This is a genomic window from Rhizobium sp. Root482 (genome assembly GCF_001426565.1).
Taxonomy (GTDB): domain Bacteria; phylum Pseudomonadota; class Alphaproteobacteria; order Rhizobiales; family Rhizobiaceae; genus Pararhizobium.
This window is the reverse complement of record NZ_LMFA01000001.1, coordinates 352144-367365: the sequence shown is the minus strand read 5'-3', so window position 1 is coordinate 367365 and position 15222 is coordinate 352144. Positions and strand designations below refer to the sequence as shown.

At 60.6% G+C, this 15222-nt stretch carries 14 protein-coding genes and 1 tRNA gene; 10 read left to right on the top strand and 5 right to left on the bottom strand.

Annotation, left to right across the window (positions count from 1 at the left end):
- The first annotated feature begins 104 nt into the window (after nt 1-104).
- The 3 genes from ASD31_RS01570 (at nt 105) to ASD31_RS25720 (ending at nt 1331) form a co-directional block, all read left to right on the top strand.
- A tRNA-Lys gene (locus tag ASD31_RS01570) sits at nt 105-180 on the top strand.
- Nucleotides 181-414: 234 nt separating this feature from the next.
- Entirely contained in the window at nt 415-1050 is a 636-nt protein-coding gene (locus ASD31_RS01565; protein ID WP_056328419.1) for a DUF1236 domain-containing protein, read from the top strand.
- A gap of 116 nt (nt 1051-1166) precedes the next feature.
- The gene (locus ASD31_RS25720; protein WP_156392464.1) at nt 1167-1331 is read left to right on the top strand and encodes a hypothetical protein; all 165 of its coding nucleotides are present in this window, start codon (nt 1167-1169) and stop codon (nt 1329-1331) included.
- 3 nt (nt 1332-1334) lie between these two features.
- Here ASD31_RS25720 and ASD31_RS01560 read toward each other — a convergent pair whose 3' ends face one another.
- Nucleotides 1335-1583, bottom strand: coding sequence for a hypothetical protein (locus ASD31_RS01560; RefSeq protein WP_056328417.1), 249 nt, complete (start codon nt 1581-1583; stop codon nt 1335-1337).
- A 184-nt stretch (nt 1584-1767) separates the two neighbouring features.
- Between ASD31_RS01560 and ASD31_RS01555 the strand changes: the two genes are divergently transcribed.
- A complete protein-coding gene (locus tag ASD31_RS01555; protein ID WP_056328416.1) occupies nt 1768-2028 on the top strand; it encodes a DUF6894 family protein in 261 nt (86 codons plus the stop codon).
- Here the strand turns inward: ASD31_RS01555 and ASD31_RS01550 are convergent.
- The 4 genes from ASD31_RS01550 to ASD31_RS01535 are packed head-to-tail and all read right to left on the bottom strand — an operon-like array spanning nt 2018 to nt 5833.
- The gene (locus ASD31_RS01550) at nt 2018-3052 is read right to left on the bottom strand and encodes a sulfate/molybdate ABC transporter ATP-binding protein (RefSeq protein ID WP_056328414.1); all 1035 of its coding nucleotides are present in this window, start codon (nt 3050-3052) and stop codon (nt 2018-2020) included. The two genes, ASD31_RS01555 and ASD31_RS01550, sit on opposite strands and share 11 nt — an antisense overlap.
- A 14-nt stretch (nt 3053-3066) precedes the next feature.
- Nucleotides 3067-3954, bottom strand: coding sequence for a sulfate ABC transporter permease subunit CysW (gene cysW / locus ASD31_RS01545; RefSeq protein WP_056328413.1), 888 nt, complete (start codon nt 3952-3954; stop codon nt 3067-3069).
- Entirely contained in the window at nt 3944-4801 is an 858-nt protein-coding gene (gene cysT, locus ASD31_RS01540; RefSeq protein WP_056328411.1) for a sulfate ABC transporter permease subunit CysT, read from the bottom strand. The genes cysW and cysT overlap by 11 nt, the downstream gene beginning before the upstream one ends.
- Before the next feature lie 6 nt (nt 4802-4807).
- Nucleotides 4808-5833 carry a sulfate ABC transporter substrate-binding protein gene (locus ASD31_RS01535; RefSeq protein WP_056329286.1) on the bottom strand — a complete coding sequence of 342 codons (1026 nt, stop codon included), beginning with the start codon at nt 5831-5833 and terminating at the stop codon, nt 4808-4810.
- A 306-nt stretch (nt 5834-6139) separates the two neighbouring features.
- On the opposite strand from ASD31_RS01535, the gene ASD31_RS01530 reads away from it, so the two are divergent.
- From ASD31_RS01530 to ASD31_RS01505, 6 genes are all read left to right on the top strand, one after another.
- On the top strand, nt 6140-6700 hold the full coding sequence (locus ASD31_RS01530; protein ID WP_056328409.1) for a DUF924 family protein: 561 nt from the start codon (nt 6140-6142) through the stop codon (nt 6698-6700).
- 135 nt (nt 6701-6835) lie between these two features.
- On the top strand, nt 6836-9382 hold the full coding sequence (locus ASD31_RS01525) for a mechanosensitive ion channel family protein (protein ID WP_056329283.1): 2547 nt from the start codon (nt 6836-6838) through the stop codon (nt 9380-9382).
- A gap of 149 nt (nt 9383-9531) precedes the next feature.
- Nucleotides 9532-12093: a GcvT family protein gene (locus ASD31_RS01520; RefSeq protein ID WP_056328408.1), complete on the top strand. Its 2562-nt coding sequence runs from the start codon at nt 9532-9534 to the stop codon at nt 12091-12093.
- A 279-nt stretch (nt 12094-12372) separates the two neighbouring features.
- Nucleotides 12373-12636, top strand: a complete 264-nt coding sequence (locus tag ASD31_RS01515) for a hypothetical protein (RefSeq protein WP_056328406.1) — start codon at nt 12373-12375, stop codon at nt 12634-12636.
- A 177-nt stretch (nt 12637-12813) separates the two neighbouring features.
- Nucleotides 12814-13656 (top strand): response regulator, encoded by an 843-nt coding sequence (locus tag ASD31_RS01510; protein ID WP_056328404.1) that lies wholly within the window; start codon nt 12814-12816, stop codon nt 13654-13656.
- A gap of 276 nt (nt 13657-13932) precedes the next feature.
- Nucleotides 13933-15201, top strand: coding sequence for a sensor domain-containing diguanylate cyclase (locus ASD31_RS01505; protein ID WP_056328402.1), 1269 nt, complete (start codon nt 13933-13935; stop codon nt 15199-15201).
- Nucleotides 15202-15222: the final 21 nt, after the last annotated feature.

Here is a 15222-nt window from a genome sequence, read left to right as displayed (position 1 = left end):
TGTATTTTTTTGTCAATTCGCCAAAGAAAATGACGTCGGGAACTGGACAAGCTCCAAGAAGGCCATTATACGCCCCATCAGACCGCAGCAACGCGGTTCTGGACGGGTGATTAGCTCAGTTGGTAGAGCAGCTGACTCTTAATCAGCGGGTCCACGGTTCGAGCCCGTGATCACCCACCAGATTTCTTTTCCAAGATGATTTTCTTGTGCCTCTTGAATTTTCAGCAGGGTAATCGGCCTTTTCTGATCCAGCCTCAATCCGTACGCCGCGATGACGATCAGTCTATCCTGGTGGACCTGATCTGATGCAGCGCTGACCGCTATTCACATTCCTGTTGAACGACAAGTCGCGAGCACAACGGCGCCCGGCTTCGTGCGCGTCGAGGGAACCTTGCGGGCGGCGGGGCGTTTGGGATGCAGTGTTCTAGCAGGAGAAGATATATGCGTTGGATTTCAAGGCCCTTGCTCGCGGGTGCGATGCTTTTTTCCGGCGCTGGGCTTGCCCAGGCCGAGATGATGGCGACGACGGCGACCGATCTGACCGTCTATTCCGGGCCGGGTACCGACTATCCGTCGGTGGGCGTCGCCACGCGCGGCAGTTCGGCCGCCCTTGACGGGTGCCTCGCCGGTCAGGGCTGGTGCCGCATCGACGTCAACGGCATGCGCGGCTGGGCCTATGCGCAGGAACTGACCATGGATCTGGGCGGCGCCGCGGTGATCGTCGAAGAACGGCGGACCGACCTCGGCATTCCCGTCGTCACCTATGAGCGTACCGGCAGCATCGCCGCCGATCCGGCCCCGGGTGACGAATTGATCGGGACGGTGGACGCCAACGGCGTCATCGTGCCGCCAGCCGAAGTGCGCACCTATATCGACAGCAGCCCGATCGCGACCGTGACCTATGAGGGTGACATCGCCGTCGGTACGATCCTGCCGGGTGACATGGTGATGACCGAGGTTCCCGACTATCAGTATCGCTATGTGCGGATCAACGACCGGCCCGTGCTGGTCGATCCGCAAAGCCGCCGAATCGTCTACGTCTATCAATAGCCCACATGCCGGCCATGGACAGATGAATGCCCATGGCCGGTTGCATCGCGCCTCGGAAAGCCTCCAAGATTGATATTTGTAAGTGATTTTAGGAAGCATCGAGATCGGAGCTCGATATGACGTCCCGCACACTGATGATCAGCGTTATCGGCGTCGTCGTCGGGTCGATATTGAGCATTCTCGCGGTTCAGTATTTTCTTCCCGACGAAAGCGCGAAAAGCACCCGGCCGCCTGACCCGCTCGTCGTCAGCCCGGAAAATGCTGCGCAGGACACCAACTAGGCGTCAGTGGCTCGCGGTTGCCGTGTCGATCACCAGGTCGCGCTGCAGGGTGGTTTCGCAGGCCCTCTTCAACACAGCAGCGTCGCGCTCGCCGGCCCGGTAGAGACGCATGATGGTGGAGGCGCATCTCTGCATGTCCTCATCGGAGCCCGGTTTCCGATGCGTCCTGCAGAATTCCTCGAAGACCAGCCGCATCAGGTCGATGTCCTCCGAGCAGAGGACATCCGCATAGGGGCTGTGGGTCGCCATCATATTCCTCCTCCTGAAGGTGGAATTACCTGTCCTTGCAAAGCCGTGAAACGGTTCGGACCGGTGCAGTGTAGCGCGATTTTCGCTCGATGCCATTCACTATGACATGATCGGCATGTCAGGATAATTTTTTCCCGAGGCAACCTTTTCGTCTTTCAGGCTTTTGTCCCGACACGGGAAAAATGCCATGGCTCTCTTCTATTTCAAGGTCGTCGATAATGACGGCACCATTCCGGCCGACGATGGATTCGAGTTTCCGGATCTCCTATCCGCCGTCAGGCAGGCGAAAGTGGTTCTGGCCGAAATGGCGCTCGACGGATTGCCGCAGGATCCGGAAAAGGCGCTCGAGATCGAGGTGCAGAATGCCGATCACTTTCCAATCGTGCGGCTGCTTCTGGAACTGAAGGTCGACTATCTCGCCGCTCCGGCGGTCAAAACTACGTCCTGAACAATTTCCATCGGGTCGGCCTGAAGGCGATGCGGGCGCGATCGGATGTGAATTTTTCCGGCGGAAGCTCGATCTCCACCTTGGTGCCCGTCGCGCCGATATCGAGTTCGACATGCCGGGTGCCTGCAACCCGCCGTGTCACCACCACGGTGCCGGAAATGCTGCCTTCGCCGTCCAGCAGTTCGATGTCGTGCGGGCGGAAGTAGAGATGGGCGGCACCGTCCGCCTCGCCGGGGGCACTAACGCCGACTGGCTGATCACCCATCAACAATTGACCGTTCTCAATCCGTACCGGCAGCATGTTCGACTGGCCGATGAAGCCGAACACAAAGGGGGAATTGGGCGTATCGTAGATTTCGTCGGGCGTGCCGATCTGCTCGATTTTCCCCTTGCTCATGACGACCACCCGGTCGGCGAGTTCCAGCGCCTCGTCCTGGTCATGGGTCACGAAGACCGTGGTATGACCGGTGCGGTCGTGGATTTCCCGCAGCCAGCGGCGCAGTTCCTTGCGCACCTGCGCGTCCAGCGCGCCGAAGGGCTCGTCGAGCAGAAGCACGTTCGGTTCCACCGCCATGGCGCGCGCGAGTGCGACGCGCTGGCGCTGGCCGCCGGACAATTGTGCCGGATAACGTTTTTCAAGGCCGCTCAGTTGCACGAGATCGAGCAGTTCGCCGGCGCGACGGCGGATTTCGGCGTTGGAGGGGCGCCGGTCAGCTGGCCGGATGGTCAGGCCGAAAGAGACATTGTCGAGCACCGTCATATGCCGGAAAAGGGCATAATGCTGGAAGACGAAGCCGATATTGCGCTGCTGCACGGTCTTGCGGGAGGCATCCTCGTCACCGAAGAAGACTGTGCCTTCGGTCGGGCTTTCCAGCCCGGCAATCAGCCGCAGCAGCGTCGTCTTGCCGGAACCGGAGGGCCCGAGCAGCGCGATAAGCTCGCCGGACCTGATGTCGAGCGAAACGTCGTTGAGCGCCGGAAAGCGGCCGAATTCCTTGCGTATGTTCTGAACGCGGACTTCCATGAAATCTTGACCTTTCAGTGCCGGCGGCTGGCGGCGATCTGTTCGCTGTACTTCATTTCGAGCAGCGATTTCAGAACGAGGGTGACGAGGGCCAGCAGGGCGAGAAGCGTTGCGACCGCGAAGGCGGCAACGAAATTATACTCGTTGTAGAGGATTTCCACCTGCAGCGGCATGGTGTTGGTCAGGCCGCGGATATGGCCGGAGACGACCGATACGGCACCGAATTCGCCCATGGCGCGGGCGTTGCAGAGCAGTACGCCATAGAGCAGGCCCCATTTGATATTCGGCAGGGTAACATACCAGAAGGTCTGCCAGCCGCTGGCGCCGAGCGACAGGGCCGCTTCTTCGTCGCTCGTTCCCTGCTCCTGCATCAACGGGATCAGTTCGCGGGCAACGAAGGGGAAGGTGACGAACACGGTGGCAAGCACGATACCCGGCACGGCGAAGAGGATCTGGATGCCATGGCTTTGCAGAAAGGGCCCAGCCAGGCTGTGCGATCCGAACAACAGCACGAAGACGAGGCCGGAAATGACCGGCGAGACCGAAAACGGCAGGTCGATCAGCGTTGTCAGGAAGGCCTTGCCGCGAAACTCGAACTTGGCGATCGCCCAGGCGGCTGCGATGCCGAAGACGAGGTTGAGCGGCACGGCAATGCCGGCAACGAGCAAAGTGAGCCTGATTGCCGCGAAGGTCTCGGGATCGGACAGCACGGTCAGGAATTCGCCCGGACCGTTGCGCATGGCCTCGGTAAAGACCGCCGCCAGCGGCAGGACGAGAAACAGCGCGACGAAGCCGAGGGCGAGGCCGATCAGGCCGTAGCGCGCCAACCGGCTTTCGGAGGTCGCGACGCGAACCAGTTCGGTGTTGCCGGAACCGGTGTTGGAAACAGCCTCATGCGCCATAGCCGTACCTCCGCCTGCTCCAGGCCTGGATCATGTTAATGATCAGCAACATGGCAAAGGAGATCATGAGCATGACCGCGGCAATCGCGGTGGCAGCCGGATAGTTGAACTCCTCCAGCCGGATCACGATCAGCAGCGGTGCGATTTCAGAGACATAGGGGAGATTTCCGGCAATGAAGATGACCGAGCCATATTCGCCGACACCGCGCGCGAAGGCGAGGGCGAAACCGGTCAGCACCGCCGGCGCGAGGCCCGGCAGGAGGACGCGGCGGATCGTCTGGAAGCGGTTGGCGCCGAGCGTGGCGGCGGCTTCCTCCACTTCCTTGTCGATTTCCTCCATGATCGGCTGGACAGTGCGCACGACGAAGGGCAGGCCGACGAAAACGAGCGCAAAGACGATGCCGAGCGGGGTGAAGGCGATCTTGATGCCGAGCGGGCTCAGCAGGCTGCCGATCCAGCCGTTCGGGGCATAGAGCGTCGTCAGTGCGATGCCGGCAACGGCCGTCGGCAGCGCGAAGGGCAGGTCCACCATGGCATCGACCAGGCGCTTGCCGGGAAAGCGATAGCGTACCAGCACCCAGGCGAGGATGACGCCGAAAACCACATTGACCAGAGCCGCCGCAAGCGCGGTGCCGAAGCTGATGCGCAGCGCATTGATCGTTCGCTGGTCTGTGGCGAGTTCGAGGAAGGTTGCCCAGCCGAGCGCGCTGGAGCGCCAGGCGAGACCGGAAAGAGGGATGAGGATGATGAGAACGAGCCATGTCAACGTGACGCCGAGCGCCAATCCGAAACCCGGAAGGACGCTCGGCTGCCTGAATTGCCACAGCGGTGCTGTGCGTGCGCTCATGAAATCTTACTGTCCCGGCTTGTAGATCTGATCGAAGAGCCCGCCGTCGCCGAAATATTTCGGTTGAGCTTCCTTCCATCCGCCGAATTCGTCAATAGTGACGAGCTTCACATCCGCAAACCGCTTGATGTCCTCGGGATCGGCGGCTTCGGGCTTGAAGGGGCGATAATAATGTTTCGCCGCAATCTTCTGTCCGACATCGGAATAGAGGTATTGCAGATAGGCCTCGGCCACCTTGCGGGTACCCTTGGCATCGGCATTGCCTTCCACCAGCGCCACCGGCGGCTCGGCCTTGATCGAGATGGACGGCGTGACGATGTCGAAATTGTCGGGCCCGAGTTCCTCGAGCGAGAGATAGGCCTCGTTTTCCCAGGCAAGCAGCACATCGCCGAGGCCGCGCTGCACGAAGGTGGTCGTCGCGCCGCGGGCGCCGGTATCGAGCACCGGTACATGCTTGAAGAGATCGGCGACATATTGCTGAGCCTTGGCGTCATCGCCGCCATTGGCATCCCGCGCCCAGGCCCAGGCTGCCAGGAAATTCCACCTTGCGCCGCCGGAGGTCTTCGGATTGGGCGTGATGACCTGGATATCGTCCTTCACCAGATCGCCCCAATCCTTGATGCCCTTGGGATTGCCCTTGCGCACCAGGAAGACGATGGTCGAGGTATAGGGCGAACTGTTGTTGTCGAATTTGGTTTTCCAGTCGGCCGGGATTTTTCCGGTAGCGGCGGCGATGGCGTCGATATCCGCCTCCAGGGCCAGGGTCACCACGTCGGCGCCAAGGCCGTCGATCACGGACCGGGCCTGCTTGCCGGAGCCGCCATGGGATGCCTGTATCGTCACCGTCTCGCCGGTATCGGCCTTCCACTTCTCCGCGAAGGCGGCGTTGAACTCCTTGTAGAGTTCGCGGGTCGGATCATAGGAGACGTTGAGCAGCGTCGTGTCGGCGAATGCCATGCCCGGCCCGCCGAGCTGGATGCTGCCGGCGAGAAGTGCTGCGGTAAAAAAACGCATCAGTGTCTTGGCTTGCATGTCCACCTCCATTGTTAGCAGGTATAGTCTATCCATTAAGTGGGATATTATAACGCAGAACTTTTCGCCTTCGCCGATCCGTTGGAGAAAGTCCTGCCCCCAGTGGGCATGGATGCTGAAATCATTTGCCCGGCGCGGCCGTTTCGCCGTCGAACTTCCGCAGGCCCTTGCCGGAGCTGCGGTGCCGGCGGTAGGACTGTGGCGGCGAAACGAACGCCGACCGGCTGCCATGGAAACGGCGACGTTACTTTCTATGTCTCCAATAGCACGGCATTGGGCGTTCGTGATTGAAGAGAGGGAACCGACTTGGCTGAGACTGATGACAATGCCAGCCCGGACGACATCCTGTCGTTCTGGTTCGAGGAACTGCAACCGCAGGATTGGTTCAACCCGCCGCCGGGGCTCGACGAACAATGCGACCGGCGCTTTCGAAAGGCGCATCTGGCACTGGCGCGGGGCGTCGCTCCTGTTTGGCGGGCAACGCCTGAGAACAGGCTTGCCGCGGTGATCCTATTGGATCAGATGCCGCGCAATATATACCGGGCAACACCGCTCGCCTTCGCGACCGACGGACTTGCGCTGGGCGAGGCCCGGCTTGCCATGGAGGCGGACGCGGACAAAAGCCTGACGGTCGATCAAAGGGCGTTTCTCTATTTGCCGTTCGAACATTCCGAAAACCTCGTCGATCAGGAGCAGTCGGTGCGGCTGTTCTCCGATCTCGGCAACGCCAATTATCTGGATTTCGCTATCCGTCATCACGAGATCGTCGCCCAGTTCGGGCGTTTCCCGCATCGCAACGCCATTCTGGGGCGAGCCTCGACGCAGGCCGAACTGACATTCCTCACCCAGCCGGGTTCCGGATTCTGACGGTCCGCCGCCGATGAGGGAAGAATGGCCATGAAATGGATTTTGCATCCGGCGCGCCTGCGCCTTAAGCAGCGCCTCAACTGCTTGCGTCCCGTTGCGATTCTGTCTGGGACGCGGTTGCTGCCGGAGAAGAACATGTCATTGTCCAAGCGCTTTCTTGTAGCCTTTTCTCTGATGTTACTGGCCTGTTCCGTACCGGCTCTCGGCCAGCAGCCGGCCGTTCGCGCCGAACCTCAGGGCCAAACGCAGGGCAAGATCCAGCCTCCGGATGAAGCAAGTCCGCAGGCGCAGACGAGCGCGCAGCTCGACGCCGCCCGCAAATCGCTTCAGCAATTGGCCGATCAGGTCGAAAAAGCCGAGAATGACGATATCCGCCTGGCGGATATCAAGGTCGAGGTCGATGCCGCCGCCAAGCAGATCATCGCGATTTCCGTCGCCACCCGGCCGCGTCTCGACGCGATCAAGGCGCGGTTGACCGAACTGGGCGAGCCGCCGCCGGCGGATGCACCGCCGGAGGCCGACGTCGTTACCCAGGAGCGCAAGCGCCTGATGGCCGAGCGCGGAGAAATCAACGCGCTGACCGGAACCGCCGAGGATCTCTCGATCCAGGCGACCAGATTGTCCAACACCATTACGGCAACGCGGCGCGCCCTGTTCAGCAATACGCTGCTCAAGCACACCACGATCAACGGTGCCACGCTCGACAATGCGATTGTCGCGTTCAACATCGAGCGGCAGCAGTTTTCGCGCAGCGTCACCAGCTGGCTCCGGTTCGTCTGGAGCTTCAAGCGCCTGCAACTGCTGGGAGCGTTGTTCCTGTCGCTTTGCGCCGCGCTTGTTCTCGTGGTCGGGACGCGACGGCTTTTTTCGCCGCTTGTCTATCGTGAGGCAACCAGCGGAGAGCCCGGCTACATCACCCGCCTGTCGGTCGCCTTCTGGTCGACCATGATACCGACTACGGCCATGGTGGTTTTTGCGGTGACGAGCTATTTCTTCCTTCAGTCCTTCAATGTCCTGCGGCCGGATATCGCGCCGATCGTTGCGGCGATGCTGGCGACGAGCGGAGCGCTCGTCTTCGTCTCCACCCTTGCCAATGCGGTGCTGGCGCCACGGCAGAATGTCTGGCGCCTAGTGCGCGTCTCCAATCAGGGCGCGCGCCTGCTGGTCCTGTCGATCTTCGCCATGGCGATCGTCAATGGCCTCGATTACCTGGCCGGCGCGATTGGCGAGGCAATGGGCTCTCCGGTGGTCCTGACCGTCGTCAAGAGCCTGATCGCGTCTATCATCACCGGGCTGATCCTGATGGCTATGGCGCTGATCAAGCCGATCGTTTCCGCCGGCGAAACGCCGGATGGCCGCGGCAAGCCTTGGCCGCGCTTCATCTCGGCGCTGCTGGTTCTGGCCGGCGCCGGGCTGATCATCGCGGCACTTTCGGGCTATGTCGGTCTTGCGCGCTTCATCGCCACCCAGATCGTCATGACCGGCGCCATCGTGGTCACCATGTATATCGGCATCCTGACGGGCAAGGCGGTGGCCAAGCAGAACGCGCTCGCCGACACGGTCGTCGGCCGCTATCTGGAGCGCCGTTTCGGCCTGGAACAGGTGGCACTCGACCAGGCGGGGCTTGCCGCCGGCCTTGCCATCTATGCGCTGGTGGTACTGGTTTTCATACCGCTGATCCTGCTGCAATGGGGATTCCAGATCGCCGATATCCAGGCCTGGGCCTATCGCATCTTCACCGAGATCAAGGTAGGCAGCATCACCATCTCGCTGGTCGGCATTTTTGTCGGGATATTGCTGTTCATCGCCGGCTTCGTCGTCACGCGCTGGTTCCAGCGCTGGCTTGACGGCAATGTCATGGCACGTAGCCGTGTCGATACCGGCGTGCGCAATTCGGTCAAGACCGGCATCGGCTATCTCGGGCTCGGGCTTGCCGGGCTGATCGGCATTTCGGCGGCCGGGCTCGACCTGTCGAGCCTGGCGCTGGTGGCCGGCGCGCTGTCGCTTGGCGTCGGCTTCGGCCTGCAGAATATCGTGTCGAATTTCGTGTCCGGCCTCATCCTTCTGGTGGAACGGCCGTTCAAGGTCGGCGACTGGGTCGTCACCGGCACGACGGAAGGCTTCGTCAAGCGCATCTCGGTGCGCGCGACCGAGATCGAGACCTTCCAGCGGCAGACGATCATGGTGCCGAATTCATTGTTCATCAATGCCATGGTCGGCAACTGGACGCACCGCAACAAGCTTGGCCGCTCCGATATCCCGGTGACCGTCACCTATGAAAGCGTGCCGCGACAGGTGATGGATACGCTGCTGGAGATCGCCGCTGCGCATCCGCTGGTTCTCCGGAACCCCGAGCCCGTCGCCGTGTTCAGCGCCTTTGGCGATTCCACCATGACCTTCGAACTGCGGGTCTATCTCGCCGATATCGTCAATGGCGGCGGCGTGCGCAACGAGTTGCGGCTGGCGATCTACGAGCGTTTTCGCGAGGAGGGGCTCGGCGCGCCCTTCCCGAAGCAGCAAGCGGAGGCCGAGCCGACCGTGCCGGAGACTGACGAAATCGAGGCGCCGGACGTGTCTGAGGAGCAGATGCAGACGGTTCTTCCGGCCGACAGCGTCAAGCGCAGCGGCACGCAACGCAGGCCCCGAAGAATCAGCGTCGGCGGCACGGCGGAAACGGATTGACGTGAACGGCGATCGGCAAGGTCATGGGCCGTTGCGCTCTGGTCGTGCAGTATGGTGATTATGTCGTAGACAGGCTCTAGTCCCGACGGCGCAAGCCCTAAAGTCCGCCTTCAATACTCCAATCCAGCATCCAATCAGGGTCGCACGCAATGGCAGAATTTCCACAAAAGGCGAAGGTCGTCATCATCGGGCTCGGCGGTATTGTCGGCGCCTCCATTGCCCATCACCTGATCGAGCGGGGATGGGACGATATCGTCGGCATCGACAAGTCCGGCATCCCGACGGATATCGGCTCGACCGCGCACGCCTCCGACTTCTGCTACACGACCAGCCACGATTTCCTCTCGGTCTGGACCACGCAATATTCGATCGATTTCTACGAGAAGATGGGTCACTACGCCCGCATAGGCGGGCTTGAAGTGGCGCGTACCGGCGACGACAACTGGATGGAAGAGATCAAGCGCAAGCTTTCCTCCGCCCGGGCCTTCGGTACCCGCGCCCATTATGTCGGTCCGGCCGAAATCAAGACGCTCTTCCCGCTGATCGAGGAAGACCAGGTCATGGGCGGGCTGTTCGACCCGGATGCCGGCCTCGTCATCCCACGCTCGCAGACCGTTGCCGGCAAGCTGGTCGATGCCGCCGAGAAATCCGGCAAGCTCAAGATCTTCGGCAATACGCCGGCCCAGTCGCTGATCGTCGAGGGCGGTCGCATCAAGGGCGTCGTCACCCATCGCGGTACGATCATGGCCGATCACGTCGTCGTCTGCGCCGGCATCTGGGGCCGCCTGATCGCCGAAATGGTCGGCGAGGACCTGCCGGTCATGCCGGTCGATCATCCGCTGACCTTCTTCGGCCCGTATAATGAGTTCGAAGGCACCGGCAAGGAGATCGGCTATCCGCTTCTGCGCGACCAGGGCAACTCCGCCTATATGCGCGATACCGGCGATCCGAACACCACCGAGGGTGGTCAGATCGAATGGGGCTATTACGAAACCGACAATCCGCGCCTCTGCCATCCGCGCGAGATCCTGGAGAAGCATGAGGCGCGGCTGTCGCCGTCGCAGCGCGACCTCGACATGGAACAGATCATCGAGCCGCTCGAGCGTGCCATGGAACTGACGCCGATCCTCGGTGAGCTCGGCTATAATGAAGGTCATTCCTTCAATGGTCTCCTGCAGGTTTCGGCCGCCGGCGGACCGTCCTGTGGCGAAAGCCAGAAGGTGCGCGGCCTCTGGTACTGCGTTGCCATCTGGGTCAAGGACGGCCCGGGCTACGGCAAGCTGATCGCCGACTGGATGACCGATGGCCGTACGGAAATCGATCACAACTCGATCGACTACGCCCGTTTCTATCCGCACCAGCTCACGGAAGAGTTCATCAACGGCCGCAGCTACGAGGCGGCGCAAAAAATCTACTTTCCGGCGGTGCACACCCGCGAGCCCTACGCCTCCGGTCGCGGCGTCAAGCGCTCGCCCTTCCATGAGCGCGAGAAGGAACTGGGCGGCTATTTCATGGAGCTTGGCGGCTGGGAGCGTGCCCATGGCTATGCGGCCAACGAGCATCTTCTGGAAAAATACGGCGATCGCGTACCAGTGCGCGAGAACGAATGGGACAACCGCCATTTCTGGCGCGTTTCCAATGCCGAACAACTGGCGATGAGCGAGGATTGCGGCATCGTCAGCCTCTCGCATTTCCATATGGTGGATATCGAAGGTCCGGATCATGTCGCGCTTCTCGAATGGCTCTGCGCGGCCAAGATCGGCGGAGATGGCAATATCGGCAAGGGCATCTATACCCACTTCCTCGACGACGAGGGCATGGTGCGCGCCGATTTCACCGTCTTCCGCATGGCTGACCGCTGCCGCCTTGTGAACGGCGCCGATGCCGGCCCGCGCGACTTCCACTACATGAAGCGCTTGGCTGAGGATCGCGGTCTCGATGTCACCATCACCGATGTCTCGGAAAAGATCATCACCATCGGTATCTGGGGCCCGAACGCCAGACAGACGCTCAAGAAGGTCGTTGCTGATCCCACAAGTCTCGATCCGGAAAACTTTGCCTTTGCGGCGATCAAGCAGATCGAGATCGCCGGCAAACCGGTCACCGCCTTCCGCATTTCCTATGTCGGCGAGCAGGGCTGGGAACTGCATATGCGATATGAGGATGGCCTGGCCGTCTGGGACGCACTACGCGAAACCGGCGTCATGGCCTTTGGCGTCGAGACCTACGCGAATTCGCGCCGCATGGAAAAGAGCCTGCGCCTGCAGAACGCCGACCTCCTCACCCAGTACAACCTGATCGAGGCCGATCTTGCCCGTCCAAAGGTCAAGGAAGCCGATTTCCGCGGTAAGGCCAAGCATCTGGAATACAAGGCGCGCGCCAACCAGCCGGCCATGCTCTGCACATTGGTGATGACCGAGAATACGGACAGGAATGGCGTGAAACGTTATCCGGTCGGCTCGATGCCGGTGGTCGATCCAGCGACCGGCGAGGTGCTTGTCGATAGCCTTGGCCGTCGCTCCTACACCACTTCTGTCGCCTTCGGCCCGACCCTCGGCAAGAATATCGCGCTTGCCTATCTTCCCTGGTCCCATTGCCAGGAGGGGCGCAAGCTGAATGTGGAATATTTCGGCGAAACCTTTCCCGTCGAGGTCGCGAGCGTCGGCTACAAGCCGCTTTACGACCCGGAAAACTTGAAGCCGCGGAGCTGATCAGGCGGCGCCGGATATCACAATGCAGTCTTTCAGGCGCGCCGTTTAAATCGACGGCGCGCCTTTTTTCGTCGGCATAACCACCGTGAAGGCGGCAGATCATGTGAATGCCGGCTGCATGTGGCATTCAGCCCCTATTCAGCCGGCCCGGAATATTTATCATGCAATTCATCCGGCATGCGTTACTCTAAAGCCGGCTGAATAAGTGTCTCGCTTCATCCGGGCATGTCGTCCGGAGCCGCGAGCCGCAAAAGGGGCGGCGCTTGGCGCCGATGGGCGATGAAAATATTTGCAAGTGCCTGTTTCTTGACTGTGATCGCGGCTTTTCCCGCCTGGTCCGCCACCGTGACCAACAGGGACGGCGAGGCCGCCGTGCTCGTCGTCGTCGAGGGCGAAAGCCGCATGGAAGTGGCCATCAGCGCCGGCGGCACGGAATCGATCTGCCCGAGCGGCTGTTTCATCACCACGCCGAGCGGCGACCGCATTGGTCTGCAGGGTGATGAAACCATAGAGATCGTCAATGGCTCGGCGGTGGTGAAATAGGCCTGGCAGCCTCCGTGTCCAGGGCGGGGGCGACCGCCCGCCTGCTGCGGTGCAGTGCGGGCTCTTGCCGATGCATGGGGTATTTGTGACCGTATTAATTCAGCAAGCGGTTAACCACTGGGAAAACCTTTCTGCGTAGCTTGGCCTCGAGGGACAATCTTTTCAGATAGGCGATCAATGTCATTCTTCGGCGTGTCCGGAATGTACTATTCCGGTGAATCCTTGCAGCATCATCGCATCGTGCTTGCCGAGGATTCCAATCTTTTCTCCGCCATGGTTTCGAAGCGCCTCAAGGAGCTTCTCGACATCGACGTCATCAACTGCCGCGACTATGACGATTTGCAGTTTGCGGTTGAAAATGCATCCTTTCCCGCGGCGCTGGCGATTTCGAACATCAATCTTCCCGGCGCTGAAAATGGCGAGGCGCTGTCCTATCTCATCGATATGAGCGTGCCGACGATCGTCTTTACCGGCACCTTCCAGGAAAGCACGCGCGAGTCCATTCTTGCCAAGGACATCGTCGATTATGTCATCAAGGACAATGTCTTTGCCGTCGACATGCTGGCTGAATCGGTCTGCCGATTCCTGACCAACCACAAGCATCACGTGTTGATCGTCGACGACAGCCCGACGGCACGCGCGCTTTTGACGACGCAGCTGAAGCGCTACAATTTCCGCACCAGCTCGGCCGAAAGCGGCGCGGCGGCGCTGGAGATCCTGAAGCAGCATCCCGATATCGGGCTGGTGATCACCGATTACAACATGCCCGATATAGACGGGTTCGAGCTGACGCGGCGCATCCGCGGCGCCTATGGGCCGCATCAGTTGCGCATCATCGGCGTCTCGTCATCGGCCAACCGCCTGCTGTCGGCGCGATTCCTCAAGGCCGGCGGCAACGACTTCATGCTGCGGCCCTTCATCAACGAGGAATTCTACTGCCGAGTGAACCAGAACCTCGATACTTTGACGAAAATCCAGACGGCAGGGGACAGAAAGCCGCCGAAAAGCATGAAACTGTGATTTCCAAGGCAGCTGAATGCGGATTTCTTGTATTAAACAACAATTTTAGGTCATTCGAACGGATCATTTAACCAATTTGCAAGCGCCAGCGATTTGAATGGTGTGGGGAAAAAGGGTGGCGTTCTGTTTGATCAGACCCGTCGTCCAACAGAACGAAAAGTCTAAGAGCCAGCGCCCCTCAGGAACGCCCACGGCTCAATACGGGATTGACCAAAGGTGAGCTTTCGCAAAGCATCGGGGCGAGGAGCCAACGTGCACAAGCATTCGGGAAAACGAATGCTGCTCGTTGAGGATTCCCGCATGTTCACCGCTGCCTTGAAATCCGGCCTGGAGGCCGCTCACGGACTGGAAGTCATGCCTTGTGCCTCCCTTGCCGCGCTGCGAGAGGCGGTGGAGGGGCATGATGGCGAATTCTGCCTTGCTGTGCTCGATCTCAATCTTCCCGACGCGCCCAATTGCGAGGCGCTCGACTATGTGATCTCCAAGAATATCGCCGCCATCGTCTTTACCGGATCTTTCAACAACCGGACGCGCGAAGAAATACTGTCGCGCAATGTGGTGGACTGCGTCATCAAGAGCCAGCCGGAGTCCATCGGCCATCTGATTGCGGTGGTCGATCGGGCGTTGATCAATGTCAGGACCAGCGTGTTGCTGATCGATTCCGACGCGGCATCGCGGGCGGAACTGTTCACCCGCCTGCAGCAGCAGCAATTCTGCGTGACGGCCGCCGACTGCGGTGCGCAGGCCCTGCGGATGCTCGATGCCAGCGACAATTTCGACGTGGTGATCACCGATATCGCGCTGAGCGACATGACCGCCTACACCCTCCTGACGGAAATCCGCCAGCGGCACGGCGAGGATACGCTGGGCGTGATCGCGCTTGCCGCCACGCAGGACCGCCAGCATGCGGCGCGCTTCCTCCATAGCGGCGGCACGGAATTCATCCAGAAGCCCTTCCTGCCGGAGGAGTTCAACAGCCGGGTCTTCCAGGTCGCCAATATCCAGAAACGCATTCAGGCGCTCCACAATATCGCCGCGCGCGACTACCTCACCGACATTTACAACAGGCGCTACTTCTTCCAGACGGGGCCACGGCTCGTCGAGCAATGTTTGCGGCGGGGAGAAACCACTTCGATCGCCATTCTCGATATCGATCACTTCAAGCGGCTGAACGACACTTATGGCCACGAGGTCGGCGATCTCGTGCTGAAGGCGGTGGCGAAACGGCTGCGTATGCTGGTGGGTGAGGAGCATCTGCTGGCGCGACTGGGCGGTGAGGAGTTCGGCGTCCTGTTCAACGGGCTCGATGTCCCTGCCGCCAATGTGTTTTGCGAAACCTTGCGGGCCGAGATCGCCGAGGCGAAAATTCTGGCCGACGACGAGGAATTGTCCATCACCGTATCGATCGGCCTGGCGCGGATCGAAGGTCCAGAGGCCTTCGACAACTACCTGAATGCCGCCGACCAATTCCTCTACATGGCAAAATATGACGGACGCAACCGGATCGTCTCGGAACTGACCGTGCTCAAATCCATGGCATCCTGAAAGCAAAAATTGAAAAACCAT

What these genes read in the sequence shown, in the direction of transcription:
- ASD31_RS01565 (WP_056328419.1), top strand. Translation starts at nt 415, where the DNA reads ATGCAGTGTTCTAGCAGGAGAAGATATATGCGTTGGATTTCAAGGCCC.
- ASD31_RS25720 (WP_156392464.1), top strand. Translation starts at nt 1,167, where the DNA reads ATGACGTCCCGCACACTGATGATCAGCGTTATCGGCGTCGTCGTCGGG.
- ASD31_RS01560 (WP_056328417.1), bottom strand. Translation starts at nt 1,583, where the DNA reads ATGATGGCGACCCACAGCCCCTATGCGGATGTCCTCTGCTCGGAGGAC.
- ASD31_RS01555 (WP_056328416.1), top strand. Translation starts at nt 1,768, where the DNA reads ATGGCTCTCTTCTATTTCAAGGTCGTCGATAATGACGGCACCATTCCG.
- ASD31_RS01550 (WP_056328414.1), bottom strand. Translation starts at nt 3,052, where the DNA reads ATGGAAGTCCGCGTTCAGAACATACGCAAGGAATTCGGCCGCTTTCCG.
- cysW (WP_056328413.1), bottom strand. Translation starts at nt 3,954, where the DNA reads ATGGCGCATGAGGCTGTTTCCAACACCGGTTCCGGCAACACCGAACTG.
- cysT (WP_056328411.1), bottom strand. Translation starts at nt 4,801, where the DNA reads ATGAGCGCACGCACAGCACCGCTGTGGCAATTCAGGCAGCCGAGCGTC.
- ASD31_RS01535 (WP_056329286.1), bottom strand. Translation starts at nt 5,833, where the DNA reads ATGCAAGCCAAGACACTGATGCGTTTTTTTACCGCAGCACTTCTCGCC.
- ASD31_RS01525 (WP_056329283.1), top strand. Translation starts at nt 6,836, where the DNA reads ATGTCATTGTCCAAGCGCTTTCTTGTAGCCTTTTCTCTGATGTTACTG.
- ASD31_RS01520 (WP_056328408.1), top strand. Translation starts at nt 9,532, where the DNA reads ATGGCAGAATTTCCACAAAAGGCGAAGGTCGTCATCATCGGGCTCGGC.
- ASD31_RS01515 (WP_056328406.1), top strand. Translation starts at nt 12,373, where the DNA reads ATGAAAATATTTGCAAGTGCCTGTTTCTTGACTGTGATCGCGGCTTTT.
- ASD31_RS01510 (WP_056328404.1), top strand. Translation starts at nt 12,814, where the DNA reads ATGTCATTCTTCGGCGTGTCCGGAATGTACTATTCCGGTGAATCCTTG.
- ASD31_RS01505 (WP_056328402.1), top strand. Translation starts at nt 13,933, where the DNA reads ATGCTGCTCGTTGAGGATTCCCGCATGTTCACCGCTGCCTTGAAATCC.